This is a genomic window from Novosphingobium sp. RL4, assembly GCF_035658495.1.
Lineage (GTDB): Bacteria > Pseudomonadota > Alphaproteobacteria > Sphingomonadales > Sphingomonadaceae > Novosphingobium.
In genome coordinates this window covers 3,027,483-3,052,659 of record NZ_CP141944.1, presented here as the reverse complement: position 1 = coordinate 3,052,659, position 25,177 = coordinate 3,027,483, and the positions used below count along the sequence as shown (strand labels likewise).

The 25,177-nt window shown below is 65.4% G+C and carries 21 protein-coding genes; 6 read left to right on the top strand and 15 right to left on the bottom strand.

From position 1 onward, the window contains the following. Positions 1-140 precede the first annotated feature (140 nt). On the top strand, positions 141-3,041 hold the full coding sequence (gene uvrA / locus U9J33_RS14790) for an excinuclease ABC subunit UvrA (RefSeq protein WP_324696346.1): 2,901 nt from the start codon (positions 141-143) through the stop codon (positions 3,039-3,041). A gap of 270 nt (positions 3,042-3,311) precedes the next feature. Here uvrA and U9J33_RS14785 read toward each other — a convergent pair whose 3' ends face one another. The 5 genes from U9J33_RS14785 to U9J33_RS14765 form a co-directional block, all read right to left on the bottom strand. Further along, on the bottom strand, positions 3,312-5,663 hold the full coding sequence (locus U9J33_RS14785) for an arylsulfatase (protein ID WP_324696344.1): 2,352 nt from the start codon (positions 5,661-5,663) through the stop codon (positions 3,312-3,314). Positions 5,664-7,284: 1,621 nt separating this feature from the next. Next, the gene (locus U9J33_RS14780; RefSeq protein ID WP_324696342.1) at positions 7,285-7,749 is read right to left on the bottom strand and encodes a septal ring lytic transglycosylase RlpA family protein; all 465 of its coding nucleotides are present in this window, start codon (positions 7,747-7,749) and stop codon (positions 7,285-7,287) included. Between the two features lie 204 nt (positions 7,750-7,953). After that, the gene (locus tag U9J33_RS14775; RefSeq protein ID WP_324696340.1) at positions 7,954-9,174 is read right to left on the bottom strand and encodes an argininosuccinate synthase; all 1,221 of its coding nucleotides are present in this window, start codon (positions 9,172-9,174) and stop codon (positions 7,954-7,956) included. Between the two features lie 89 nt (positions 9,175-9,263). After that, the gene (locus U9J33_RS14770) at positions 9,264-10,511 is read right to left on the bottom strand and encodes a cyclopropane-fatty-acyl-phospholipid synthase family protein (RefSeq protein ID WP_324696338.1); all 1,248 of its coding nucleotides are present in this window, start codon (positions 10,509-10,511) and stop codon (positions 9,264-9,266) included. 99 nt (positions 10,512-10,610) lie between these two features. After that, positions 10,611-11,366, bottom strand: coding sequence for an SDR family oxidoreductase (locus U9J33_RS14765; protein ID WP_324696336.1), 756 nt, complete (start codon positions 11,364-11,366; stop codon positions 10,611-10,613). A 252-nt stretch (positions 11,367-11,618) separates the two neighbouring features. On the opposite strand from U9J33_RS14765, the gene U9J33_RS14760 reads away from it, so the two are divergent. Continuing rightward, entirely contained in the window at positions 11,619-12,134 is a 516-nt protein-coding gene (locus U9J33_RS14760) for a nuclear transport factor 2 family protein (protein WP_324696334.1), read from the top strand. On the opposite strand, the gene U9J33_RS14755 is transcribed toward U9J33_RS14760, so the two are convergent. After that, positions 12,120-12,905: a sulfotransferase family 2 domain-containing protein gene (locus tag U9J33_RS14755; protein ID WP_324696332.1), complete on the bottom strand. Its 786-nt coding sequence runs from the start codon at positions 12,903-12,905 to the stop codon at positions 12,120-12,122. The genes U9J33_RS14760 and U9J33_RS14755 overlap by 15 nt on opposite strands. 110 nt (positions 12,906-13,015) lie before the next feature. Further along, a complete protein-coding gene (locus U9J33_RS14750; RefSeq protein ID WP_054436853.1) occupies positions 13,016-13,348 on the bottom strand; it encodes a glycine zipper 2TM domain-containing protein in 333 nt (110 codons plus the stop codon). A gap of 245 nt (positions 13,349-13,593) precedes the next feature. Here U9J33_RS14750 and U9J33_RS14745 point away from each other — a divergent pair, with 245 nt between their 5' ends. Then, the gene (locus U9J33_RS14745; RefSeq protein ID WP_324696330.1) at positions 13,594-13,830 is read left to right on the top strand and encodes a ParD-like family protein; all 237 of its coding nucleotides are present in this window, start codon (positions 13,594-13,596) and stop codon (positions 13,828-13,830) included. Beyond that, positions 13,827-14,600, top strand: a complete 774-nt coding sequence (map, locus tag U9J33_RS14740; RefSeq protein ID WP_324696328.1) for a type I methionyl aminopeptidase — start codon at positions 13,827-13,829, stop codon at positions 14,598-14,600. Before U9J33_RS14745 ends, map begins: the two co-directional genes overlap by 4 nt. Here the strand turns inward: map and U9J33_RS14735 are convergent. Beyond that, a complete protein-coding gene (locus U9J33_RS14735) occupies positions 14,597-15,262 on the bottom strand; it encodes a hypothetical protein (RefSeq protein ID WP_132469637.1) in 666 nt (221 codons plus the stop codon). The genes map and U9J33_RS14735 overlap by 4 nt on opposite strands. A gap of 105 nt (positions 15,263-15,367) precedes the next feature. After that, positions 15,368-16,867 (bottom strand): methyl-accepting chemotaxis protein, encoded by a 1,500-nt coding sequence (locus U9J33_RS14730; RefSeq protein WP_324696326.1) that lies wholly within the window; start codon positions 16,865-16,867, stop codon positions 15,368-15,370. Positions 16,868-17,099: 232 nt separating this feature from the next. Here U9J33_RS14730 and U9J33_RS14725 point away from each other — a divergent pair, with 232 nt between their 5' ends. Then, on the top strand, positions 17,100-17,888 hold the full coding sequence (locus U9J33_RS14725) for a GGDEF domain-containing protein (protein WP_324696324.1): 789 nt from the start codon (positions 17,100-17,102) through the stop codon (positions 17,886-17,888). Positions 17,889-17,983: 95 nt separating this feature from the next. Here U9J33_RS14725 and U9J33_RS14720 read toward each other — a convergent pair whose 3' ends face one another. After that, the gene (locus U9J33_RS14720; protein ID WP_054436846.1) at positions 17,984-18,355 is read right to left on the bottom strand and encodes a glycine zipper 2TM domain-containing protein; all 372 of its coding nucleotides are present in this window, start codon (positions 18,353-18,355) and stop codon (positions 17,984-17,986) included. Positions 18,356-18,530: 175 nt separating this feature from the next. Between U9J33_RS14720 and U9J33_RS14715 the strand changes: the two genes are divergently transcribed. Further along, the gene (locus tag U9J33_RS14715) at positions 18,531-19,400 is read left to right on the top strand and encodes a PhzF family phenazine biosynthesis protein (RefSeq protein ID WP_324696321.1); all 870 of its coding nucleotides are present in this window, start codon (positions 18,531-18,533) and stop codon (positions 19,398-19,400) included. Between the two features lie 48 nt (positions 19,401-19,448). Here the strand turns inward: U9J33_RS14715 and U9J33_RS14710 are convergent, their stop codons facing one another. The 5 genes from U9J33_RS14710 to U9J33_RS14690 form a co-directional block, all read right to left on the bottom strand. Continuing rightward, on the bottom strand, positions 19,449-20,615 hold the full coding sequence (locus tag U9J33_RS14710; protein ID WP_324696319.1) for an FAS1-like dehydratase domain-containing protein: 1,167 nt from the start codon (positions 20,613-20,615) through the stop codon (positions 19,449-19,451). Between the two features lie 37 nt (positions 20,616-20,652). Then, a complete protein-coding gene (locus U9J33_RS14705) occupies positions 20,653-21,168 on the bottom strand; it encodes a nitroreductase/quinone reductase family protein (protein WP_324696317.1) in 516 nt (171 codons plus the stop codon). A gap of 136 nt (positions 21,169-21,304) precedes the next feature. Next, positions 21,305-23,071: a putative bifunctional diguanylate cyclase/phosphodiesterase gene (locus U9J33_RS14700; RefSeq protein WP_054436840.1), complete on the bottom strand. Its 1,767-nt coding sequence runs from the start codon at positions 23,069-23,071 to the stop codon at positions 21,305-21,307. 68 nt (positions 23,072-23,139) lie between these two features. Continuing rightward, a complete protein-coding gene (locus tag U9J33_RS14695; RefSeq protein WP_054436838.1) occupies positions 23,140-23,589 on the bottom strand; it encodes a response regulator in 450 nt (149 codons plus the stop codon). Continuing rightward, complete coding sequence (locus U9J33_RS14690; RefSeq protein ID WP_324696313.1) at positions 23,582-25,039, bottom strand: PAS domain-containing sensor histidine kinase; 1,458 nt, start codon at positions 25,037-25,039, stop codon at positions 23,582-23,584. Before U9J33_RS14690 ends, U9J33_RS14695 begins: the two co-directional genes overlap by 8 nt. Positions 25,040-25,177: the final 138 nt, after the last annotated feature.

Below are 25,177 nucleotides of genomic sequence, written 5' to 3'. Positions count from 1 at the left end.
GCGACATGACAGGCCCTGCCGCGCCCGGCGTTGCAATCGCGCAGGGCGTCCCCACATCGCGGCCTGGCATTTCGGCGAGGCGATCGGAGAGCGGCGCGGCTGCTTGCGCTTTGCGAACAAATCTGGAACACGTCACCTCCATGAGTCTCTCCCACATCACGGTGCGCGGTGCGCGCGAGCATAACCTCAAGGGCTTCGACATCGAGCTTCCGCGCGAGAAGCTGATCGTCATCACCGGGCTGTCGGGCTCGGGGAAATCGAGCCTCGCGTTCGACACGATCTATGCCGAAGGGCAGCGCCGCTATGTCGAGAGTCTCTCGGCCTATGCGCGCCAGTTCCTGGAGATGATGCAGAAGCCGGACGTCGAGCATATCGACGGCCTCAGCCCCGCGATCTCGATCGAGCAGAAGACCACCAGCCGCAACCCGCGCTCCACGGTGGCGACGGTGACGGAGATCTGGGACTACATGCGCCTGCTCTGGGCGCGCGTGGGCATTCCCTATTCGCCGGCCACGGGCCTGCCGATCGAGGCGCAGACCGTGTCCAACATGGTCGATCGGGTGATGGAACTGCCCGAAGGCACCCGCGCCTATCTGCTGGCGCCGGTGGTCCGCGGCCGCAAGGGCGAATACCGCAAGGAACTGGCCGAGTGGCAGAAGGCGGGCTACACCCGCGTCCGCATCGACGGCGAACTCTATGCCATCGAGGACGCCCCCGCGCTCGACAAGAAGTACAAGCACGACATCGAGGTCGTGGTGGACCGTATCGCGGTGAAGGACGGCATCCAGACCCGCCTTGCAGACAGCTTCGAACAGGCGCTGAAGCTGGCCGAAGGGCTGGCCTATATCGACCTCGCCGACGGCGTCGTTCCCGGCCGTGAGGAAGAGGGGAAGGGTGCGAAGAAGACCCTCAAGGGAACCGGCCTGCCGCCGAACCGCATCGTCTTCTCGGAAAAGTTCGCCTGCCCGGTCAGCGGCTTCACCATCGAGGAGATCGAGCCGCGCCTGTTCTCGTTCAACGCCCCGCAAGGCGCCTGCCCGGCCTGCGACGGGTTGGGAGAGAAGCTGCTGTTCGACCCGCAACTGGTGGTCCCGAACGAGCATCTCAGCCTCAAGCAGGGCGCCGTGGTGCCCTGGGCCAAGTCGAACCCGCCTTCGCCCTATTACATGCAGGTGCTCTCCAGCCTGGCCGAGCACTTCGGTTTCGACCTCACCACGCCGTGGGACGCGCTTTCGCCCGAGGTGAAGATCGTCATCCTCTACGGCACCGCGGGCAAGGCCGTGCCGCTGACGTTCAGGGACGGCAAGAAGGAATACACGGTCAACAAGCCGTTCGAGGGCGTGATCGGCAACCTCAACCGCCGCATGATCCAGACCGACTCTGCCTGGATGCGCGAGGAACTGTCCAAGTTCCAGACCGCGCAGCCCTGCGAGACCTGCGATGGCAAGCGCCTGAAGCCCGAGGCGCTTTCGGTGAAGATCGCCGGCAGCGACATCGCCGATGCCGCGCGCCTTTCGGTGGCGGATGGCTTCGCGTGGTTCGGGGAGCTTGAGGGCAAGCTGACCAGCCAGCAGCAGCAGATCGCCAAGGCCATACTCAAGGAAATCAACGAGCGCCTCGGCTTCCTCAACAACGTCGGGCTCGATTACCTCAACCTCGACCGCACCAGCGGCACCCTGTCAGGCGGCGAGAGCCAGCGCATCCGCCTTGCCAGCCAGATCGGCTCGGGCCTGTCGGGCGTGCTCTACGTGCTCGACGAACCCTCGATCGGCCTCCACCAGCGCGACAACGACATGCTGCTGGAAACGCTCAAGCGCCTGCGCGACCTTGGCAACACCGTGATCGTCGTCGAACATGACGAGGACGCGATCCGCACCGCCGACCATATTGTTGACCTTGGCCCCGGCGCCGGTGTCCATGGCGGCGAGATCGTGGCCGAAGGCACGCTCAAGCAAGTGCTGAAAGCCAAGAACAGCCTTACCGCCGCCTACCTCAACGGCACCCGCAAGATCGAGGTGCCGACCACCCGCCGCAAGGGCAACGGCAAGCAGATCGTGGTCGAGAACGCCCGCGCCAACAACCTCAGGAACGTGACGGCGGCCTTCCCGCTCGGCACCTTCTGCTGCGTCACCGGCGTTTCCGGCTCGGGCAAAAGCTCGCTCACCATCGACACCCTGCAGGCCGGCGCCTCGCGCCAGCTCAACGGGGCGCGCGTGGTGGCGGGCGCGCATGACCGGATCACCGGGCTCGAACACTGCGACAAGGTGATCGAGATCGACCAGTCCCCCATCGGCCGCACCCCGCGCTCCAACCCCGCCACCTACACCGGGGCCTTCACCCAGATCCGCGACTGGTTCGCGGGCCTCCCGGAATCGGAAGCACGCGGCTACAAGGCCGGGCGCTTCAGCTTCAACGTCAAGGGCGGCCGGTGCGAGGCATGCCAGGGCGACGGCCTCATCAAGATCGAGATGCACTTCCTGCCCGACGTCTACGTCACGTGCGAGGAATGCCACGGCAAGCGCTACAACCGCGAAACGCTGGAAGTGAAGTTCAAGGGCCACTCCATCGCCGACGTGCTCGACATGACGATCGAGGACGCGGAGGAGTTCTTCAAGGCCGTGCCGCCGATCCGCGACAAGATGCACATGCTGAACGAGGTGGGCCTCGGCTACGTCAAGGTCGGCCAGCAGGCGACCACGCTGTCCGGCGGCGAGGCGCAGCGCGTCAAGCTCGCCAAGGAACTGGCCCGCCGCTCCACCGGCCAGACGCTCTACATCCTCGACGAGCCCACCACCGGCCTCCACTTCGAGGACGTGCGCAAACTGCTCGAAGTGCTCCACCGCCTTGTCGAGCAGGGCAATTCGGTTGTGGTGATCGAACACAACCTCGATGTCATCAAGACCGCCGACTGGATCATCGACATGGGCCCCGAAGGCGGCGTGCGCGGCGGCGAGGTGATCGCCGAAGGTACGCCGGAGGATATCGTGAAGGTGAAGAAGTCCTTCACCGGGCACTATCTGAAGCCGCTGCTGGCCAAGTGATCGATCCGCCGCGCCGGGGATTGCTTGGCGCGGCGCTGTCGTTCCAGATCATCTTGAGTTGTTCGAAAGTCGACTTGCCGATCAAGTTCAGCAAGTTTGGCGGTGGCTTTGCGCCCATTACCGCCTCGGGCCGTCCAGTCGATTTCCCTAATAGCTGCCGTTCTCGGACGCCAGATGTTGCCGACGATCCGGTCCGTGGCCGGGTGCACCGGGCGATCGGCATGGTTCGCCCGGTGCCGGAATGGGTGTCTTTGCGCGTCCCCGGAAAGCTCACTCAATATGCTGGGCGAACGCCAGATAGCGTTCGTGCAATTCGTCTTCCTCGCTCTGGCTGAGATTGCGGGCGGCCAGCTTGATGTCCACCCGCTCGATCTTGCCGCCCTTGAAAGCGAAGGGCGGCTTGTAGGCGTCCGATACCGGCGATCCGCTATCCGCCCCAACTCCGAAGGTGTCGATCCCGAACCGGCCCGCGACCGTCTGTTCGATGCGGCCCCGGGCTACTTCCTCACCATCCAGCAGCAGAACCGCCTCGCCGCCCTTGCCCAGCCCGCCGCCGTCATAAGCGAAGGCGACTTCGATGGTCGACGTGCCCTTGGGAAGCGGCTTGCTCGACACGACGTTCAGCCGGTCCTTCTCGAAGAAGTTGTAGTGGTACACCGGCTTGCCATCGAGAATGTAGATGGCATAGCCAGCCGACCCGCCGCCTGCCGCAAGCAGGACGCCCTCGGCTTTGCCCGAATCGTTGTCGACCACCACCTTGATCGAGTGCGACCGGTTCTTGGTATTGGGCGCAGCCGTTTCCGGCAGGCGCGCGGCGCCCTCGTAATAGGTGAAGTCGGTGCGGTTTGGATCCGCGCCGCCCGGTGATGGCTTCGGCTCTGCGAGGCGGCCGGACCCGCGGTCGTCGAGCGGGTAGACGTTGTATTTCTCTGCTTCCTCATCGAAGATCCGCTTCAGTTCCTCCACCTTCTCCGGGTGCGTGGCGGCCAAGTTCTTGGCCTCGCTGAAGTCCTCGTCGATGTTGTAGAGTTCCCAGACATCGTTTTCCCAGTGGCCCGGCGCGAAGTCCTGCCGCCACGGGAATGTGTGCTGCGCGCAGGCGATCCAGCCCTTGTCGTAGATCGCCCGGTTGGAGAAAACCTCGAAGTACTGGCGTTCGCGAACGGCATGGGCATCGGCGCCTGCGAATGTCGACTGGATGGAAACGCCGTCCATCGGCTTCTGTTCGACGCCGTTGACGTAATCCGGCGCGGGAATGCCTGCGGCGTCCAGCAGGGTCGGCACGATATCGATCAGATGGCAGAACTGCGGCCGCAGCCCGCCCTTGTCCTTGATCTTGTCCGGCCATGAAATCACCATCGGATTGCGCGATCCGCCGAAGTGGGAGGCGACCTGCTTCACCCATTGGAACGGAGCGTTGCCGCTCCAGGCCCAGCCCAGCGGATAGTGCGGCTCGGTATTCGGGCCACCGATCTCGTCATAAGCGGCCAGATTGTCCTCGATCGACGAGGGGATGCCGTTGAGGTTCATCACCTCGTTGACGGTCCCGGTCATGCCGCCTTCGGAACTCGCGCCGTTATCGCCGACGATATAGATGATGATCGTATTGTCCGCGTCCGGCAGTCCGTGCACGGCGTCGATCAGGCGGCCACACTCGTGGTCGGCGAAAGAGAGATAGCCAGCAAAGTTCTCCATGAACCGCGCGAACAGCTTCTTCTCATCGCCCGACAGGCTGTCCCAGTTTTGCACCCAGTCCGGCTTCGCCGTGAGTTCGGTGTCCTGTGGGATGATGCCGGCAGCGAGTTGCCGCTGATAGGTTTCTTCACGGACCTTTTCCCAGCCTTTGTCGAACTGGCCCTTGAACTTGTCTCGCCACTCGGCCGGAGCATGATGCGGCGCATGGGCCGCGCCCGGCGCGAAGTAGCAGAAATAGGGCTTATCGGGCGCGACCGACTTCGAATAGCGGATCCAGTTGATCGCGCGGTCGGTCATGTCGGTCTGAAAATGGTAGCCTTCCTCCGGCGACTTGTCGGGCTCCACGGCGACGGTGTTCTCGAAGAGGACCGGGTAGTACTGGTGGGTTTCCCCGGCAATGAAGCCATAGAAATAGTCGAAACCCATGCCGGTGGGCCAGCGGTCGAACGGACCGGCGACACTGCTCTCCCAGTCAGGCGTATTGTGATTCTTGCCGAACCAGCTGGTCGCGTAGCCGTTTTCTTTCAGAATGCGCCCCACCGTAGAGGTCGATTGCGGGATCATATTATTGTAGCTGGGGAAGCCGGTCGCCCATTCCGACAGGAACCCGGTGCCGCAATTGTGGTGATTGCGCCCGGTAATCAGCGCCGCGCGCGATGGACCGCAGATCGCCGTAGTGTGAAACCGCGTGTAGCGCAGCCCGCTCCCCGCCAACTTGTCCAGAACCGGCGTCGGCACCGGCCCGCCGAACGTGCTCGCCTGGCCGAAGCCGACGTCGTCCAGCAATATGAGAACCACATTGGGCGCACCCTTGGGCGGCTGGGGCAATTCCGGCCATTGGCTTTCCGAATCCTGGTAGGTTTTGCCGACTCTGCCGGTGAACGGCGGCCGGGGAAGCGGAAGGCGGCTGCGATCGATCTCGGGCATGGGGCTGCTCCAATCCTTGCGAAGGAAGCCGCATTATGACGTGATTGACCCTTGCTGGTATCGGGGTTGTCCCCAGCGGCGCGAGCTGAAAGACCTGAGAGCGGCAGCGCACCAGCAGTGACAAATTGGCTCGCGCAACGGCTCAAACCGATGCGCTTACCCCACCTTTGCAATGGCAGCTATCTGACGTTTCAATCCGTAACCGGTCGGGAAGGAGTCGGCCCTTCGTAGTCTTTGATGCTCAACTTTCCTACACCTCCCCACATGCGATAAATGATCCGGTTCACCCCGGCGCGGCTGCGCCGGGGCTTTGGCTCCAGTCTTGGGGGTGAACCATGTCCGACCATTCAAACTCTTCGTATCCCACCGCTGCCGGGCGGGGGTGGATTCCGGGCTCTCGGGATATCGGGTTGCCGGGGGAGTCCTTTCCGCGCGGGCGGGGTGGGCGCTCGGCCGAGGGCGATCCCGGCTTTCGCCGGGACGACGAAGAAGATGGCGCTTCGGCTTGCGGCGCCTGGCCGGACGAAGCTCTCGGGGAGGGTGCTCCGGGGCGGCGGGGCGCGGCGGAAAGGGGCGGGGAGCGCGAGGGCGATGGCCCTCGCACTTCGCTTTCTTCTTCCCTGGCTCCGGATGTCTCGCCCGTGGCCGGTCACGATCCTTCCTTCCGCGCTTCGACAAGCTTGGGGCTCGCTGTGAGCGGCGATGGTCTTCCTCTCCCTCGGGAGGGGGAGCAGGGGTGGTCTCCTGCGCGGAAGGTGCGTTTTCTCGACCGGCTCTCCGGCAAGGGGGATGTGCGGGCGGCGGCTGCGGCGGTGGGGATGTCGCGGCAGTCGGCCTATCTGTTGCGGCGGCGGGACCGGGTGTTCGCGCGGGGGTGGGATGCGGCGCTGGTGCTGGCGCGGCGGCATGTCGAGGACGTGCTGGCGACGCGGGCGCTCGATGGGGTGGAGGAGCCGGTGTTCTATCATGGCGAGCAGGTGGCGGTGCGGCGGCGTTACGATGCGCGGTTGCTGCTGGCGCATCTGGGGCGGCTCGACCGGCTGGTGGAGGCAGATGCGGCGCGCTCGGGAGAGCGGGGCGGCGATCTGGCGGAGCGGTTCGACGAAGTGCTGGCGGTGGTTGCGGGCGAGGCGCCGGCGGAGCTGTTCGAGGTGGCGCCGGTGCGGGCCGGGCGGCCGGAGCCGGTCCTGCCGCCGTCGCGGGAGGTCTATGCCGACCGGGCGGGCGTCATGCTCCAGGACGAGGCCGATGCGGCGTGGGAGCAGGCTGTGGCGGCGGGCGAGGCGGGGCCGGAGGACGAGCCCGATCCGCGCGTGGCGCTCTGGCGCGAGGCGGCGGCGGGTGAGTGGGATGGCTGGCGTCGCCGCGCGGAAGGTGCGGTCGATGCGGTGCTGGGCGGGGAGGTGGCGCCGCCGATGGAGTTCAAGTCGGTCGGGGGCGGCTTTTCTTGCTCGGGACAGTGTAAAGCGTGTCAACCTGAGCGGCGCCGGGAACCCGATGCGGGGTGCGATGTTATGATGGGTGAAGGTCGGCGTGGTGCTTCCCCCACCCCCTCCGTTACCGCGTCGGCCTTCCCTGTTTCTGGCCCCGTTTCTGGTCCTGCTTCAGGGATTTTCGCGGATTACTCGTCGTTGGCGTCGTCGGAAAGGACGGCCAGTTCGACTTTGCCTGAGCCCATGCGGGCGATGCCGATTTCCTTCGCGGCGGCCTCGGAAAGGTCGATCACGCGGTTGGAGTGGAACGGGCCGCGGTCGTTGATGCGGACCATGACGGAATCGCCAGTGAGCGCGTTGGTGACGCGCAGCTTCGTGCCGAAGGGCAGCGAGGGATGGGCGGCCGTGAGGTCATCCGGGTTGAAGCGCTCGCCGCTGGCGGTGCGGGCTCCCCGGAGCGAGTGGCCATAGAAGCTGGCGGTGCCGCCCTTGATAGCCTCGAAGTCCTGCTCAAGCGATTGCGGCAGGGCGGCGACGGGCGTGGTGGCTGCGGGTGCGGCGACGATCGCGGCAGGTGCGGGTGCCTCGGCAGCGGCCTTTGCGGGCGCCAGCTTCGACTCGGCGATCGCCGAGGAGGCCGGCGCTACCAGCATGGCAGCGGTGGCTAGAGCAAAGCCGATCCGGGCAATCCGGCGGGCTTTATGCGGTTGGTTGTGCTTCCCCGTCATGGCGAGGAGTCCTACAGGCAGTTCGTCGCGCTGTGGACCCATGCAAAAGCGGCCCGTCGCACTTTGGCAACGGGCCGCCGGATGTCGTTAAGACGTTGAAAGGATTCGGAGGGCCGAATCCGCTGCCTGTTACTTCGCGTCGCGCTGGGCGAGCAGGCGGAGTCGCAGGGCATTCAGCTTGATGAAGCCGGCCGCGTCCTTCTGGTCGTAGGCGCCGGCATCATCCTCGAACGTGACGTGGCGTTCGGAGTAGAGCGAGTCCGCCGACTTGCGGCCGACGACCAAGGCATTGCCCTTGTAGAGCTTCAGGCGGACGGTGCCGTTCACGCGCGCCTGCGAGTGATCGATCGCGGCCTGCAGCATCTCGCGCTCCGGCGCGAACCAGAAGCCGTTGTAGATCAGCTCTGCATACTTCGGCATGAGCTCGTCCTTGAGGTGCGCGGCGCCGCGGTCGAGCGTGATCTGTTCGATGCCGCGATGGGCGCGAGCGTAGATCTCGCCGCCCGGCGTCTCGTACATGCCGCGCGACTTCATACCTACGAAGCGGTTCTCAACCAGATCGAGGCGGCCGATGCCGTGCTTGCCGCCGAGCTCATTGAGCGCGGTGAGCAGCGAGGCGGGGCTCATCGCCACGCCGTTGAGCGCGACGCCGTCACCCTTCTCGAAGTCGACAGTGATGTATTCCGGTGCGTCCGGCGCGTCTTCCGGGTTGACGGTGCGCGAGTAGACGTAGTCCGGGGTTTCTTCCCACGGATCTTCCAGAACCTTGCCTTCGGACGAGGTGTGGAGGAGGTTTGCATCGGTCGAGAACGGGCTTTCGCCGCGCTTGTCCTTGGGGACGGGGATCTGGTGCTGCTCTGCCCAGGCGATGAGCGCGGTGCGGCTGGTCAGGTCCCATTCGCGCCAGGGGGCGATGACCTTGATGTTGGGATCGAGGGCATAGGCCGAGAGTTCGAAGCGGACCTGGTCGTTGCCCTTGCCGGTGGCGCCATGCGCGACGGCGTCGGCGCCGGTTTCGTGCGCGATCTCGATCAGGCGCTTGGAGATCAGCGGGCGGGCGATCGACGTGCCGAGGAGATAGTCGCCTTCGTAGCGGGCATTGGCGCGCATCATCGGGAAGACGAAGTCGCGCACGAATTCCTCGCGCAGGTCGTCGATATAGATGTTCTCGTCCGGCAGGCCCATCAGCTTGGCCTTGGCGCGCGCGGGTTGGAGTTCTTCACCCTGGCCGAGGTCGGCCGTGAAGGTCACGACTTCGCAGTTGTACGTGACCTGAAGCCACTTGAGGATGACGCTGGTGTCGAGGCCGCCGGAGTAGGCGAGGACGACCTTCTTGATGCTGTCGGACATGGGCGCAGGCTCCGCAGGAAAGGGCATTGAGATTCGGGGGCGCGCCTATCAGCACGCGCCCCGCTGCGCAATGAAGGAAAGGTGCGGGGCTATGCGCCCAACAGTGCCGCTTCGGCCACGGGCATATAGTCACGGGTGAGCGGAAGGGCGAGGCGGCTGCGGGTGTACTGGATCTGATAGTTGCACATGCCGCCACTTTCGAAGGCTGCGGTGGCGCCGGCGAGGTAGAAAGTCCACATCCGGTAGAAGCGTTCGTCCATGAGGCTGACGATGGCTTCCTTGTTGGCGACGCAGCGCTTGTACCATTCCCGCAAGGTCAGCGCGTAGTGAAGGCGCAGGTTTTCGACATCCGTTGCGATCAGGCGGAATTTCTCGCTGGCTGCAACCGTTTCGCTGAGGGCTGGGATGTAGCCGCCGGGGAAAATGTACTTGCGGGTGAAGGCGTCGGTCGAACCGGGGCCGCCCATGCGGCCGATGGTGTGGAGCAGCATGACGCCGTCGTCCGTCAGCAGGTTGCCGACGGCCCTGAAGAACTGGCTGAACTGAGCCTGCCCGACATGTTCGAACATGCCGACCGAGACGATGCGGTCGAACTTGGCGCCGCGCGCGGCAAGGTCGCGGTAGTCGACGAGTTCGAAGGTGACCTTGTCGGTAACGCCCGCCTGCTCGGCGCGCTCGCGGGCGAGGGCGAGCTGTTCCTCGCTGAGGGTGATGCCCAGCACCGAGACGCCGGCGTTCTTCGCAAGGTAGATCGCCATTCCGCCCCAGCCGCAGCCGATGTCGAGCACGCGCTGGCCCGGTTCGAGCGCGAGCTTGGCGGCAATATGCGCCAGCTTGGCGGTCTGCGCCTGTTCCAGCGTGATGCCGGGTTCCGGCCAGTAGGCGCAGGAGTACTGCATGTGCTCGATATCGAGGAACAGGTTATAGAGTTCGTTGCCGATATCGTAGTGGTGCGCGATGTTTTTCTTGGCGCTGGCCGCCTTGTTGATGCCGTCTACCAGCGTGACGACCTTGCCTTTCAGCTTCTTGAAGGCGGTATGTTCATGGAGTTCGCCGCCCTTGTCCCACTTGGCGTTGGACCGGATCAGTTCGACCATCTCCATGATGTCGCCCTGCTCGATGACGAGTTGCCCGTCCATGAAGGCCTCCGCCGCGCCAAGGCGCGGATCGGTGAGGATGCGGCGTTCGCCCTTGGCATCGGTGAAGCGGATACGGACTTCGGGAAAGCCGGCGGCAGGCGTGCCGAACCGTTTCACGCTGCCATCGGGGCGGACAACCTCCAGAACGCCCTGGCGGACGCCTCTCTGGAGGAAACGATCGAGAATTCCCATTGCCATCAACCATTTGTGAAGGGCGCTTTGGCCCGGTGCAAGAGGGTTTCGCTTGCGAACTGCGCAAGCGAAGGCGAGGTATCGTCTACTGCCTTCCTGGAGTTTTCACTGGCGTGCGAGGAACAACACGTCACGCGGCTGGGCGAGGAGGTGCTGGCCGGAATCGACGTAAAGGGTTTCGCCGCTTTCCAGCCATCCTTGCGAGAGGAACAGCGCGGCCGAAGCCACGTCTTCCGGGGTGGTCTTGCGATGGAGGAGGTTCAGCCGGTGCGAGATTTCGGCTTCCTCCTCGGTCTGGTCGTGGCTGGCGAGGATCGCGCCGGGCGCGAGGCCGTAGATGCGGTCATCCTCTGCCATGCGCGCCATCGACAGCATGGGGATCGTGGCCGCCAGCGCGTGCTTGCTCATCGTGTAGGAGAAGAAGTCCGGGTTCGGATTGAGCAGCTTCTGGTCGGTGACGTGGATCACCCGGCGTCCGGTGCGTGCGCGGGCATGGGCGAGGAAGGCCTGCGCGAGCCGGGCCGGGGTACCGGCATTGACCCGCATGGCTTTCTCGAAAGTGGGCGGATCGAGCATGGTGGCCGTATCGAGGTCGAACATGCCCGCGCAGTTCACCAGCACGCGCCAGTCCGGCAGGCGCGCGGCGAGTTCCTCGACCATGGCGGGGCCGGCGTCCCAGTCGTTCAATTCGCAGCCCACGATTTCCGAGGACGGCAGTTCCTGCGCCAGCGCCTCCGCCTGTTCCCGCGAATGTCCGTAATGGATGACGACATGCCATCCCGCCGCGCCGAACGAGCGGGCGATGGCGGCGCCGATCCGCTTGGCGCCGCCCGTTACCAGCATGGCAGGCCGATCGCTCATCGCGGCATCGCCATGCCTGCAGGTTGACACGGTTTACACTGTTCAGAGAGAAATCCGGGGCCAGGGAAAAAGCCGGTCCGCGCCCTGGCGGTCGTTCCGGTCCGGTATTGGAGGTGACGCGGCGAAGGGGGCAGGCGAACGTTCATCGGGCGGCATAGGAGCACAGACTGAAGCTGTAGGAAAGAGACTGTTTGGAAATTGCCGCATGGCCGGCTTTGCCTGCGTCTGGACAGGCGCGGAGGAAGGCATACGATGGCGTCCATGTCGTTCCTCGCACTGCTCGCCGCCGCCGCGCTGTCTTCCGCACCTGCAGTGCCGCCTTCGGCCGCCCCCGCGGTTCAGGCCGATCCCCTGACCCGCGAGGTCGCCGCGCTCGATGCGAAAGTGTTCGATGCCTACAATCGCTGCGATCTGGATGCTTTCGCGGGATACTTCGATCCCGGCGTGGCCTTCTTCCACGATACCGGCGGCGCCACGTTCGATCGCGATACGGTGGTCGCCAATACCCGCAAGTACATCTGCGGCAAGGTTCGCCGGGAACTGTTGCCCGCCACGCTGCGCATCTATCCGATCAAGGACTATGGCGCGATCGAGGAGGGCGAGCATCGCTTCTGCGAACTGGCTTCCGGACAGTGCGAAGGGATCGCCCGGTTCGTGATGGTCTGGGCCCACCGGGCGGACGGCTGGCGCATCACCAACGTGCTCAGCTATGGGCACCGCACGATGACGGAGGAGGAACGCGGCGCGATGCCTTCACCCGGCAAATGACGGGACCGGGGCACCGATCGGGCCGGTCGCCCGCACAGTTGCCGGAATGCCGGTCAGCGCCTGGTGCCGCAGCGCGAAGTCGGCCTCGTAGAAGCTGTGGAGGAAGTCCAGCTGGCACGCGGTCGGACGTTCGCGGCATTCGCGGCTGCGGTTGAATTCCGGCAGGCTGGCAAGTTCCTCGCGGCCGAGCCTGCGCCCGATATCGCCGATCTGTTCATAGGGGATGAGGCGATCCACGGCCGGGCGTCCGCGGCCATCGAGCACGTACCAGCTCTGCGGGCGGAACACATGGTCGATGTCGAAAGGGGAACGTGCCTCGGCCAGATGGTCGATGGCGTCGTCAATCGTGTGAAATGTGCCGTAATGCTTCTGGAAGGGGGCCGAAATCGTCCGGTGCCGGGTTCCGCCGGAGCGGGCGTAGCGGAAGGCCGAGAGAAAGCGGTCCACCGGATCGCGGATGATCGCGAAACTGGGCAGGGCCAGAACGTCGGGCGCGCACCTGGCGTAGTAGATTGCCGAGCAGTGCTTCATCTGAGCGCCATAGAGCCGGTCGCAGATCGAGGTTCCGGCGTTCTTGGGGACATGGATGAACAGCAGGCGGCTGTCGCGGATGCGGTCCAGTCTGCGGCGGCGTTTTCCGTCCAGCCAGGGGCGCAGTCCATGGCGGGAAAGCCGCTCGGGAATGTCGCTGACGAGCTTCACGCCGAAAGCGGAGGCGAGGATGCGGTTGACGCCGGTGGTACCGGTAGTCGGTTCTAACTCGGGTGCCATGGGAGCATGGCCTAGGGCGATCGTGTCGCCCGGTGATTTCGAAATATTTCAGTGGTGGCAACCGTGCGGCGCGCCGTCGGGAGCGGCGGCGCGCCGTGGTTCCTGAGCGATCAGCGGCAGCGCGGACGCGAGTTGTTGCGGTCGATCTCGCGGCCCAGCAGGGCGCCGCCGGCAGCGCCGAGGATGGTGCCGGTGGCACGATCGCCGCGGGTGTCGATCGCGCGGCCGGCCAGCGCGCCGGCAACGCCGCCGATCAGCAGGCCGGTGGTGCCGTTGGACTTCTTGCAGCGGTAACGGCCGTCATTTCCGCGCCAGTAACGGATACCGTTGTCGGTGCGGTGATAGCGGTGGCCGTGGTTGCGCGCTTCGGCAACTTCGGTGACGGCGAAAGTCGCGGGGATGGTAAGGGCGGCCATGGTCGCCGCCACGATGGCTTTGCGCATCGGGAAATTCCTTCTCGGTTTAATGTCTTGTTACGACCGACCCCGGCCTTTCCATTGCGCGGCAAAACGAGGGATGAACATTGGCGTCAATTTGACGATACACGGCGAAGTGGCCGAGGGCGGCGACGAACGGCGCCGTCGCAACCCTCCATCCAGCTTTTGCCGCCATGGGTGCGATGACGCCTTGCCGAAAGTGCACAGCCTGCATATGGAGCATATATGATTCGTATATTCGGAACGGTTTGATGGGTATCGTCAACATCGAGGATGAGCTGCACGAGCAGCTCCGCAAGGCGAGCAAGGCGTCCTATCGCTCGATCAATGCGCAGGCTGCCTTCTGGATCAGGATCGGCATGCTTTGCGAACTCAATCCGCAGCTCACGTTCCAGCAGATCGTCATCCGCGAACTGCGGGAAGCGGGCGTCGATCCGGGGGATCTCGCGCCGGGAGATGCGGCGCGCAGCAGCGAGCGCGTTCCATGATAAAGTCTTCCGACGAAGTCGAGATCATGGCCGAATCCGGCCGCCTGCTCGCCAGCGTCTTCACGTATCTCGACGGGCTGGCGCTGGCCGGACAGACGACGATGCAGATCAACGACCTTGTCGAGCGCTTCATCGTCGATGAACTGCACGCGCGCCCCGCCAGCAAGGGGCAGTACGGCTACGGCTTCGTGCTGAACTGCTCGCGAAACGAGGTCGTCTGCCACGGCGTCCCCTCGACGCAGGATGTGCTTTCAAACGGCGATATCGTGAACTTCGACATCACGCTGGAGAAGAACGGCTACATCGCCGATTCCAGCAAGACCTACTTCGTCGGCGAGGTTTCACCCACCGCCCGGCGGCTGGTGGAGACGACCTACGAGGCCATGTGGAAGGGCATCCGTGCGGTCCGCCCCGGCGCCCGGCTCGGCGATATCGGCCATGCCATCGAGAAACATGCCAAGCGCGCCGGCTACTCGATCGTGCGCGACTATTGCGGGCACGGTATCGGGCGGGAAATGCACGAAAAACCGGAGGTCCTCCATTTCGGCAAACCCGGCACCGGCCTGACCTTGCGGGAGGGCATGGTCTTCACCATCGAACCGATGCTCAACCAGGGGCGCCGGATGGTGCGGACGGAAGACGATGGATGGACCGTCGTCACCGTCGACGGGAAACTCTCCGCCCAGTTCGAACATACCGTTGCGGTAACGCGCGACGGTGTCCGGGTGCTGACACTGCGCCCGGAAGAGCGATTTGCCCCGAAGTTCTAATCCGTCAGCTTCCCGAACGGCAGCAGTTTGCGTGCGGTTGCGGCGGCCGACTTGCCATCGCCCTTGCGCAAGGCCGGCAGGATGGCGAGGGCGGCGCGTTTCATCAGCGTGTCGAGCGGCGTGGGGGTCGGCGCGGTGGCGGCGTCCTCGGCCCAGCGGCGGGCCTGCGCAACCTGGCCGTGGTCCTTGCGGATCTGCATCAGCGCCGCCAGTCCCGGATAGAAAGCGCGGTCTCCGCCAAGGGCGACGGCGCGGGAGAGAGCCGTCTCGCCGGCCTGCGTCTTCGCGCCGAGCGCGGTGCGGGCCACCAGGCCGCCCAACTGGTCGATCGCGTCGAGGTGCCAGCCGGCGATGACCATCTGGGCTTCGGCGTCGCGCGGGTTCTGTGCGGCGAGACGCTCGAAGATGCCGAGCGAGGTTCGCGCGTCCGACCGGCTCCGGGTCAGCTTCGCGCGGTAACCGATGGCGACGCCGCGCTGGAGAGTGGCCTCATGATCGCCGGGCCGCGCGGCCAGTATCTTGTCGGACGCGGTGATGGCCTGCCCGATCAGGGCGAGCGCCCTGGCCTTGTCCGGTGCCTGGAAGGCGGCGGCGGTCAGCAGTTCGCGCGGCGTATCGGCCATCACGGCAGCCGGGGCCGCAAGCGCGGACAGACCGGTCATGGCACTCACGGCGATCAACGTCGGACGGTACACGCGCACTCCTGACAGGACGGATGCGCGGCACGATGACCGAGGAATCACCCGGTGGGAAGCACTTATTCGGACCTAGAACCCCACGGCCTTGCGCACCGCCATCGGCTTGCCGCCGCGGCGCGGGCGCTCGGCTTCTACCGGGCGCTGGTCCGTGCCCCGCTCGAAGCGGAACTTGCCCACCGTCGTCGCCATGGCATGGGCCTGTTCGGTAAGCGCGCGGGCGGCGGCGTTGGATTCCTCCACCATGGCGGCGTTCTGCTGGGTATTGGTGTCGAGCTGCTGGATCTCGGTGGAAAGCTCGCGCATGGTCTGCGCCTGGGTGGTGGAATAGCGCGAGATTTCGTCCGCCATATGCGTGGTTTCCGCAAGACGGGCGATGATCTCGTCCAGCGCCGAGCGGGTTTGCGCCACGAGATCCACGCCCTGGTGAACGTCCTGGGTCGACTTGGTGATCAGGTTCTTGATGTTGTTCGCCGATTCGGTGGTGCGATGGGCCAGCGCGCGCACTTCGGTGGCGACCACCGCGAAGCCCTTGCCCGCTTCCCCGGCCCGCGCCGCCTCTACCCCAGCGTTAAGCGCCAGCAGGTTGGTCTGGAAGGCAATGGCTTCGATCACGTCGATGATCTGGGCGATCTCCGTGGAGGAATTCTTGATCTTGTCCATGGCGACGACTGCCGATTCCATCACCTCGCCGCCGCGCCGGGCATGGCCGGCCACTTCGGAAACGCTGGAGTCGACGCTCTTGGCGCTGCTGGCGGTCGTGCCGATGGCGCCGGTGACTTCGCGCACGCCTTCTGAAATGCGGGCGATCGTCGCGGCCTGGCTTTCGGTGCGAAAGGCGAGGTCATTGGCGGCGGCGCTGATTTCCTGCGCGCTGACTTTCACGCTGTCGGCGGAATCGGTGATCTCCACCACCAGCGAACCCACGTGGTGGCGCATGTTGTGGAAGTCCTCTCCCAGCTTCTCGTAAGCTTCGGGAAGGTCTCCAAGCTGGGCCTGGAGGTTGCCGGTGGCCATTTCTGACAAGGCTTCGCTCATGGAATCCAGCACGCGGTTGCGGGCTTCGGCTTCGGCGTCGAAATAGGCGCCGAGTGCGATCTGCATGTCGTGGAGCGCGGCCTTGACCAGCGTGCCGATCATCTTGCCCGTGGCGCGGCTGTTCAATGGCGAGATGAAGCGCCTCGCCATCATCGCCTCGATCATGTCCTCCAGCACCAGCGCATAGCTGGTGATGTAATAGTCCGGCGTGAGCCCTACGCGGGCATGGATGTTGCCGATCTTCTCGCTGCGCTTGGCGGCGTCGCTGTCGAACCGGCCGGAGAACATCTTGATCCAGTGCTCGTATTGCGCATCGGAGGCGCGGCGGCGGATTTCGGCATCGGGCAGGAGCTGGCTGAGCGCGGGGGACGATTCGATCCGCCGGTACAGGCTCTTGAGCGCCACCGGAGCATGCTTGCGGATCGCTGCGAGAATGCGCGGGAAGGTCCGGTAGTTGGCTTCGTCGAGCGGCGCGATATTGGCTCTGGCGGCCTGGCCGCTGCCGTGACCCGTGCTGTGCGAGGTAGCGCTCATGTGCTGTCTTCTTCCCCTGCGTTGCATGACGGTGCCTTCCCGGCACCGAGGAGCCGGGAGCATGGGAAGGGCTTTTAGAGCCGATAGACTAAGATGGTTTTCCGCACCGTTTAGGGGGTGACCCTAGGCTGCTGCATGGCGCGGTTAGTTCGCAATGGCGTGAAATGACAAATAATTAACTATCATGCATTACATGCACGCGAGGGTATCAACGGGGTAGGGTTCCATCCGCATGAAGAGTCACGGCTTGCGCAATGTCGCTGCCGGCACCGGATTATCGGTGCTGACCACCGTGCTGCTGTTGCAACTGGCGCACGTCGTGCCGGGGCTGGCCATGGCTGACCGTGCGGCGAGCGGGAACGCAGGGGGGCTGCTGGTGCTGGGCGTGGTGATCGCACTTGCCGTGTCGGCACCGGTCTGCCTCGTGCTGATGCGGCAGCAGGTGCGGATCGCGGCGCTGCACGGGGAACTGGCGCAGGCCTTCAAGCGGTTGGAGCGTATGGCCCGGGTGGATGGGATGACCGGGCTCACCAATCGCGACGTCTTCATCGAGATGACCCGCGAGGCGATGGAGGAGCGTGCGGGCTGGCTGATCGTGGCTGATGTCGATCATTTCAAGCAGATCAACGACGGTTTCGGCCATAGCGTGGGGGACCGGGTGCTGGTGGCCATCGGCGATGCGATCCAGGCCAATCTGCGCGCGGGGGACTTGTGCGGAAGGCTGGGCGGCGAGGAGTTCGGCCTGTTCCTCCATGCCCGCAGCGGCCGTGAAGCCCATGCCGCCGCCGAGCGCCTGCGCGGCACGGTTGCCGATCTCGCGGTTTCGACGTTCTCTGGCGGCAAGGTCGTGCCCACGCTCAGCCTCGGCGTCTCGGCAACGCACGGACTATCGCTGGCGGAAGCCATGCGCCGCGCGGACGAGGCGCTGTACGAAGCCAAGCGACAAGGCCGCAACCGCACGGTTTCCGCAGCGGAACCGTCTCCGGAGCATCATCTCCGGCTCGTCTCGGGTCACCTCTGACGGCAACCCTGACGTTTACGACCTGATAAAAAAACGCGCCGTCCACGGGGACGACGCGCTTTTTCGTTCCTGTCCAGAGGCCCGGAATCAACCGATCAACGGCACTTCACGTCGCCCTTGTCGATCTCGCGGCCGAGCAGGCCACCGGCGACACCGCCGAGGATCGTGCCAAGGGTCTGGTCGCCGCTGCCGGCGATCTCGTGACCGGCCAGTGCGCCCGCGCCCGCGCCGATGATGAGGCCGGTCGTACCGTTGTCGCGCTTGCAGTAGTAGCGGCCGTCACGGCCGCGCCATGCGTGATCGTTGCGGGACATGCGGCGCGGCTCCTTGTAACGGCCGCGCGAATCGTAATCGCGGCGATCGTAACGGTCATGGCCGCGGCGATCGTGGTGCGGCGCGGCGGCCACGGGGGCGGCCATCGGCAGCACGAGCGCGGCCATGGTGAGCGCCAGCAGGGTCTTTTTCATCGAAGTTTCCTTCCTGGAATGGATCTTGTTGCTGTAACGGTCCGCCTGCGATCTTGCTCCTCAACCTTGAATGAACCGCAGAAAAAATCGCGAAGGGCCAAAGACGGGGCGAGGCTGTCCTGCGATGAAACGAGGCTATGCCCGAATGCCGGGATACGAAAGGCTACTCGAAAAAATGCAACTTGATCTGGTGGATGTGTTCGGCTCGGGGCCGCTCAGCGGGAATCCGCTGGCGGTCGTGCGCGGCGGGGAGGATCTCGACAGCGAAACGATGCAGCGGATCACCCGCTGGCTCGGCTATTCGGAAACGACCTTCCTGCTGCCGCCCACCGATCCGGCCGCGGATTACCGGGTGAGGATCTTCTATCCGGCGGGCGAACTGCCTTTCGCGGGGCACCCGACGCTTGGCAGCGCCCATGCCTGGCTGGCGGCAGGCGGCGTGCCCCGGACAGCGGGAACGATCGTGCAGGAGTGCGGCATCGGCCTCGTCGAAGTGCGGCAGGAAAGGGAAATGCTCGCCTTCCGCGCGCCGGCCCTGGTGCGGTCGGGGCCTTTGGACGCGGAGGATCTCGCCGAGACGATCAGGCTTTGCGGTGTTGACGAAGGCGATGTCCTTGCCGGGGTCCATGCCGCCAACGGGCCGGGGTGGAAGGTGCTCCACCTTACGTCGGCCGAAGCGGTGCTGGCGGCCGAGCCGGCGGCACGCGCGCCGCTGCATACCGATGTCGCGCTGCTTGGCCCCATAACGACGACCAGTGCGGCTGGCAGCGCGGCTGGCAGCGCGGCCCAGTGGGAGCTGCGGGCCTTCTTCGCCGATGCGAGCGGGCGCCTTTGCGAGGACCCGGTGACCGGCAGCCTCAATGCGGCGGTCGCGCAGTACCTCTTCGCCAGCGGGCAGGCGCAAGGGCCCTATGTCGCGGCGCAAGGGCGGAAGGTCGGCGCGGACGGGCTGGTCCATTGCCGCCGGGATGCGGATGGCGCGGTCTGGATTGCAGGCAAGGCTACCACGGTTTCGGAAGGCGGGGCACTGCCGGGGCCGTTCTGAGGAAATCTCGTCCCGGAGCGCGCCGGGACGAGTTTCACGATACCGTCGTCAGCCCGCCTTCTTCGGCAGTGCGATCTCCGCCGTGCCGGTGCACATGGTCTTGCCGTTCTGGTTGGTCATGAGGTGCTTGACGTGGACGAGATGGCGGCCTTCCGCGTCGACTGACTTCTCGGTCACTTCGGCGGTCTGGATCGTCACGTCGCCGGTGAGCGCCGGGCCGCGATAATTGGCGATGGAATGGACGACCATGCCATGCTCGCCCGCCCATCCTGCCAGGAAATCCGTGACCCACGAACCCATCGAGGCACCATAGCCGTAGCCGCGCGGCATGCCGATGCGGCGGGCGTATTTCGGGAACAGGTGTCCGCGCGAGGGGCCGTAATAGGCGCCGTCGGTAAGCGAGGGGTTGACCAGCATCATGTCCGGGTCGTTCTCGTACCCGGCCATCTCGCGCGTGAAGCCCAGCGCTTCGAGGTCATTCTTGCGCAGGTTCATCGTCCCCCAGGTGTTGACGATATAGGCGCGCCACTCGGTCGCGAAGCTGGCGATCGAGTGCGGGCCGAAGACGCGTTCGGGAAGCTGGTCTCCCACCGCCACGTCATCCCACCAGCGCTCCTTGTGGCCAAGGTCGTGAAGCATCTTCACCCAGGCGAACTTGCGGTCTTCGAGTGCGGCGATCGCCTCGTCGGTCCATTCCGGCTCTTCGAATTCGTCGGCCTTCACGGAATCGCCGCCGGCATGGGCGAGGTAGCGGATCGCGGTGGAGCGCTGCGTGGCGATCTGCTCGCCTTTATGGTTCGAATAGTTGTTGTCCCCGCGCTGGAAGCAGGTGGGGCCGAACCCGGTTTCCTTGACCTTGTAGTCGAAGGGGATGCGGGTGTTCGTCACCACGTCTCCGGCCTCGATGCGGGGGCCGTGGAACCACCATTCGTCACCGCCGAACAGCAGGTGCGAGTTCGGGATGCAGCCCACGCAGGCCGGTGCGGCGCCGTGGCCGTCGTCCGTGGCGATGGCGAAGCTCTGCGGCGCGACCAGGCGGCCCCAGCGGCTGGCCTCGAAAGTGGCCGGATCGAAGTGCAGCAGGTTGGCGTAATGCATGGCATGGACCCAGCGCCGGATGTCGTTGTTGGCGACAGGTTCGCGCATGGGCGAAAAGTCCATGGTCTTGCCGAGGTACTGGTCGATATCCGAAAAGTCGATCGTGGTGGTGCTCATGGCGAATGGATGTCCTGAAAATGCGGTGCGAAAAGGGTCAGGCGGTGCGGATGCCGGTGGCCTCTTCGGGCCGGAACACGGGGATTTCGGTTTCCGCCTTCATCAGCACCAGCGGCAGGACCCGTTCGGTCGAGGTCTGGTAGGCGGCGTAGAAGGGGTGGCAGTCCACGAAGAAGTCCCAGACCTTCCCGCGCTCGGCGCCTTCGGGTTCGCGCCATGTGCCCCGGAAGGCCTGCGTGGCGATCTGGAATTCGACTTCGGGGCGGGCAACGAGGTTGAGATACCATTGCGGATGCGTGTCCGCTCCGCCCTTGGAGCCGCAGATCACCACTTCGCCGCCGATATCCGCGTAGCACAGGGGGGTGATGAAGACCTTCCCGCTCTTGCGACCGGTGTACTTGACCAGGCAATGCGTGGCGAAGGCCCGGCCGCCGACGGGGGTGATGTCCATGATGTGCCCCTGCGCGCCGCCGGAGCCCAGATACATGTCGCGGTGTTCGGTAACCCAGTCGCGCCGCACGGCGCTGATCGCCGCTGCCGATTCGTCGCTCATGACGCGTTCCTCTCCTGATTTCGGCGGGAGGATCGCGAAAGGCGCAGGCAGGGTCCAGCAGCGATGGACCGATGCCGCGCAGGTATCACCGGGGCGTAGTCCGCGCCCCGGTGATCAGGTCATGACCCATGACCTTTCAGGCGTTGACCTGCCGGATCATCGGGGTCTGGTTGCGCCAGGAGTCCATCCAGTCGAGCACGTCGTCATAAGGCATCGGCTTGCAGATGCCGTAGCCTTGCCCGGCATTGCAGCCGAGCGAGACGAGCAGTTCCTGCGTCTCGGGATTCTCCACGCCCTCGGCCACCAGCGGGATGCCGAGGCTTTCGCAGAGCACCACGAGGCTGTTGACCAGGGACTGGTCGAAGCGGTTCTCGGTGAAGCGCGAGATGAACGAGCGGTCGATCTTGATCTCGCTGATCGCGAATTCGCGCAAGTAGCCGAACGAGGTGAAGCCCGCCCCGAAATCGTCGATGGAGAGCGGGATCTTGTGCTCGTGCAGGCTTTCGATCACCCGCTTGGCTTGCGAGGGGTTGGTGATGAGCGCGGTTTCGGTCAGCTCCAGCGTCACCCGCTCGGGGGCGATGCGGTGGCATTCGATCAGTTCGACCACGCTGTCCACGAAAGTCGGCCGTTCGAGCATCCGGGCCGAGACGTTGATGGCGATGGACGCGCCGTCCACCTTGTCTTGGATGCGGGCGAACTGGGCCAGCACGGTATCTAGGCACTGGTTGGTGAAGGTTTCCAGCAGGGGCGACTGTTCGACCGTGCGGATGAGCTGGTCGGCGGGGATGTTGCCGCTGCGCGGATGGCGCCAGCGGACCAGCGCCTCGAAGCCGAGCACGCGCCCGTCGCGAAGGTCGACCTTGGGCTGCCAGTGCCATTCCAGGGCATCGTGGGAGATGGCCTGGTCGATCTCTTCCAGCATGTCCTTGGGATCGAAGGCAGGTGCGGCGGGCAGATTCTCGCGGCTGGTCACGAGCTTGTCGAGCCCGCGCTTGGCCGCATACATCGCATCGTCGGCGGCGGAGAGCAGGCCGGTGGGGGCATAGCCGCGCTGCGGGCACATGGCGATGCCGATCGAGGCGCCGACATGGAGGATGCGGTTCTCGTGGACGATCGGCTGTTCGATCACGCGTGCCAGTTTCCCGGCAAGGCCGGTTGCGGTGTCGTAGTCGGGCACGTCCTGAAGCAGCAGCGCGAATTCGTCGCCGCCGAGCCTTGCCACCGTATCCACTTCGCGCAAGTGGCCGCGCAGCCGCCGGCCGATGGTGGTGAGCACGACATCGCCGGCGGCATGGCCGAAGCTGTCGTTGATCTCCTTGAAGCGGTCGAGGTCGATCATCATCACCGCGAAGGAACTGCCGTTGCGGCGCGCGCGGGCGCAGGCCTGTCCCAGCCGGTCGAACAGCAGGGTGCGGTTGGGCAGGTCGGTGAGCGGGTCGTGCAGGCTGCGGTGAGTGAGTTCCTCCTCGGTACGGCGCAAGTCATGCCGATACTTGCGCCAGGCGATCCCTTCCTCGACCGATGCGGCCACCCGTTCGGGGGAAAGCGCGCGCTTGGTGAGATACTCGGTCATGCCCGCCTTGATCGAATCCGCGGCGATCTGCTCGTCGGCATTGCCGGTGACGGCGACGATCGGGCAGTCCTGATCGACTTCGGCGCGGATGGTGGGAACGAGATCGCGCCCGTCCCCGTCGGATAGCCCGAAGTCGAGGAACACGATGTCGAGCGCGGGCTCGGCATGGCGGATGATCTGGAGCGCTTCGGCCTGCGAACTGGCCTCGATCACGTTGATCGACCTTGGCCCGCGCTGGAGCATGCGGATCAGCCGCTCCCGGTCGACGTCGTCGTCGTCCACCACGAGGGCGTGGATTTCGGTCTTGCCGTTGTGAGAATATTCCATCGTATTCGAGTCCTCCGGGGTTGGGCGACCGTGAGGCAAGCTCATGGGATCGTGTCGATCGGCCTGTTTCAGGGCAGGTTCTGGGTCGTTGCGTACTTGGTGATGAACTGGGCGAGCTGGGCGAACTGCGGGCCGACGGCGGACTTCACCATGTATCCGGCGACATGTTCGTCGTAGGCGCGTGAACGGTCCTGCTCGCGCGCGCTGGTGCTGAGGATGAAGACCACGGTGCGCTTCAGCTCGGGATCGGCGCGCAGGGCCTCCAGGAACTGGAAACCGTCCATGTTCGGCATGTTGAGATCGAGCAGGACGATCACCGGGGTGGCGAGCTGCTTGGCGGGATGGCGGCCGCGCAGCACGTCCAGCGCCTCGCATCCGTCTCCGGCGGTCTGGCTGCGGCACGGCACGCCGTGGCGGCGGAAGCTGCGCAGAACGCCTTCGAGCGCCACGTCATCGTCGTCCACGACCAGCACGGTGTAGTCGCAGGTGGTTTCGGGTGCGGGGCGGGTCTCATTCATCCTCGTGTTCCTTCAGGAGAATGCGCGGCCAGTGGATCTCGAACGAGGCGCCGCCGAGCGCGCCGGGCGAACGCACCGTCACCATGCCGCCGTGCGCGTTGATCATGCGCCGGGTGAAGGCGAGGCCGACGCCGTCTCCATTGGTGCCGGGCGAGGCGCGGTGGAACAGCTTGAAGATGCGCTCCTCGTTGCCGGGGGTGACGCCCTGACCGTCATCGTCGACCGTGAAGACCGAGAAGCGGCCTTCCTCGCGCATCGTGATGCGCACGCGGCCGGACGCGCCGCCGTGGTGCTTCACGGCGTTGCCGATGAGGTTGCGCAGCGAGGTGGAGAGCGGCGCGCGCGGGGCGACGATATCGCCGCCCTGCAGGTCCACCTCGATCGTGAAGCTGTCCGGCACCAGGGCGAGGGCGAGCGCCTCCTCCACCAGTTCGGCGGGGGAGATCGTCTCCATGTCGGTGTCGCGCACGCCGGCGCGGGCATAGCGGAGGAGATCGTCGATCATCTGTTCGGCCCGGTCGATCCGCAGGGAAATCCGGTCGAAGTTGTACTGCACGTCGTCCGGCAGTTCGAAACCGCTCAGGTCCTCGCGAATCCAGGTGACGAGGTCGCCGATGCCGCGCAGCGGAGAGCGCAGGTCATGACTGGCGACGTAAGTGAACTCCTCAAGCTGGGCATTGGTCTGCTGGAGCGCCGTCTCGCTGCGCTTGCGCGAGGAGATGTCGCTGACGATCGCCATGAACATCGGCTGCGCCGCGTTTTCCAGCCGGGTGAGGGCGATCTCGACCGGGATTTCCTGGCCCGAGCGGTGGAGCCCGGTGAGATCGCGGCCGGTGCCCATCATCCGCGATGCCGGCGCCGCGACATAGCCTTCGACATGTTCACGGTGCGCCGGACGGCAGCGGGCGGGCAGCAGCGTTTCGAGCGGCTGGCCGACCAGCTCCTCGCGCGGGTAGCCGAACTCGCTGGCGAGCGCGGAATTGACCTGGACGATGCGCTGGCGGGTATCGACCACCAGCGCGCCGAGCGGCAGGTTCTCGAAGACCTGGGAGAAGCGCTTTTCGGCGATGGTCTGGCGGGTCAGGCTCTGGAAATAGAGCAATGCGCGCTTGTCGAAGTCCCCCGGCGCGCAAGTCAGCGTCAGTTCCGCGGTTTGCCGGATGCCTTCCATCGTCTGGATCGGGACCACGCGGGACCAGGTGGGCCGGGCATCCGCCGGGGCGGCGAAGAACATGTCCAGCATCTGGCGCAGGACCTCGGCATCGTCTTCGGGCAGCCAGACGAAGGCCAGCGTCAGGCGCAGCGCGGCAGGGTCCGGTTCGCCGAGCAGGGCCGCGACCGCCTGGTTCGCCCAGGAGATGACGCCGGCTTCGTCGATTATCATGGCGCCGATCGGCGCATGAGCCAGCGCGGCGTGAACCTCGGCCTGATTCTGAAGCGCTATCGACACAGTCACTCCCTATTGCAGCGAATGGCCCGCTCCCCGCGAAGGGAGCCGGCGTAACGGTGCGACCGGGAGGTCGTGTTGCGTTCTTGAAACGACGCAGGATCGGCCTCCTGCGGCAATGATTAGGGGCAGCCCCTTTGC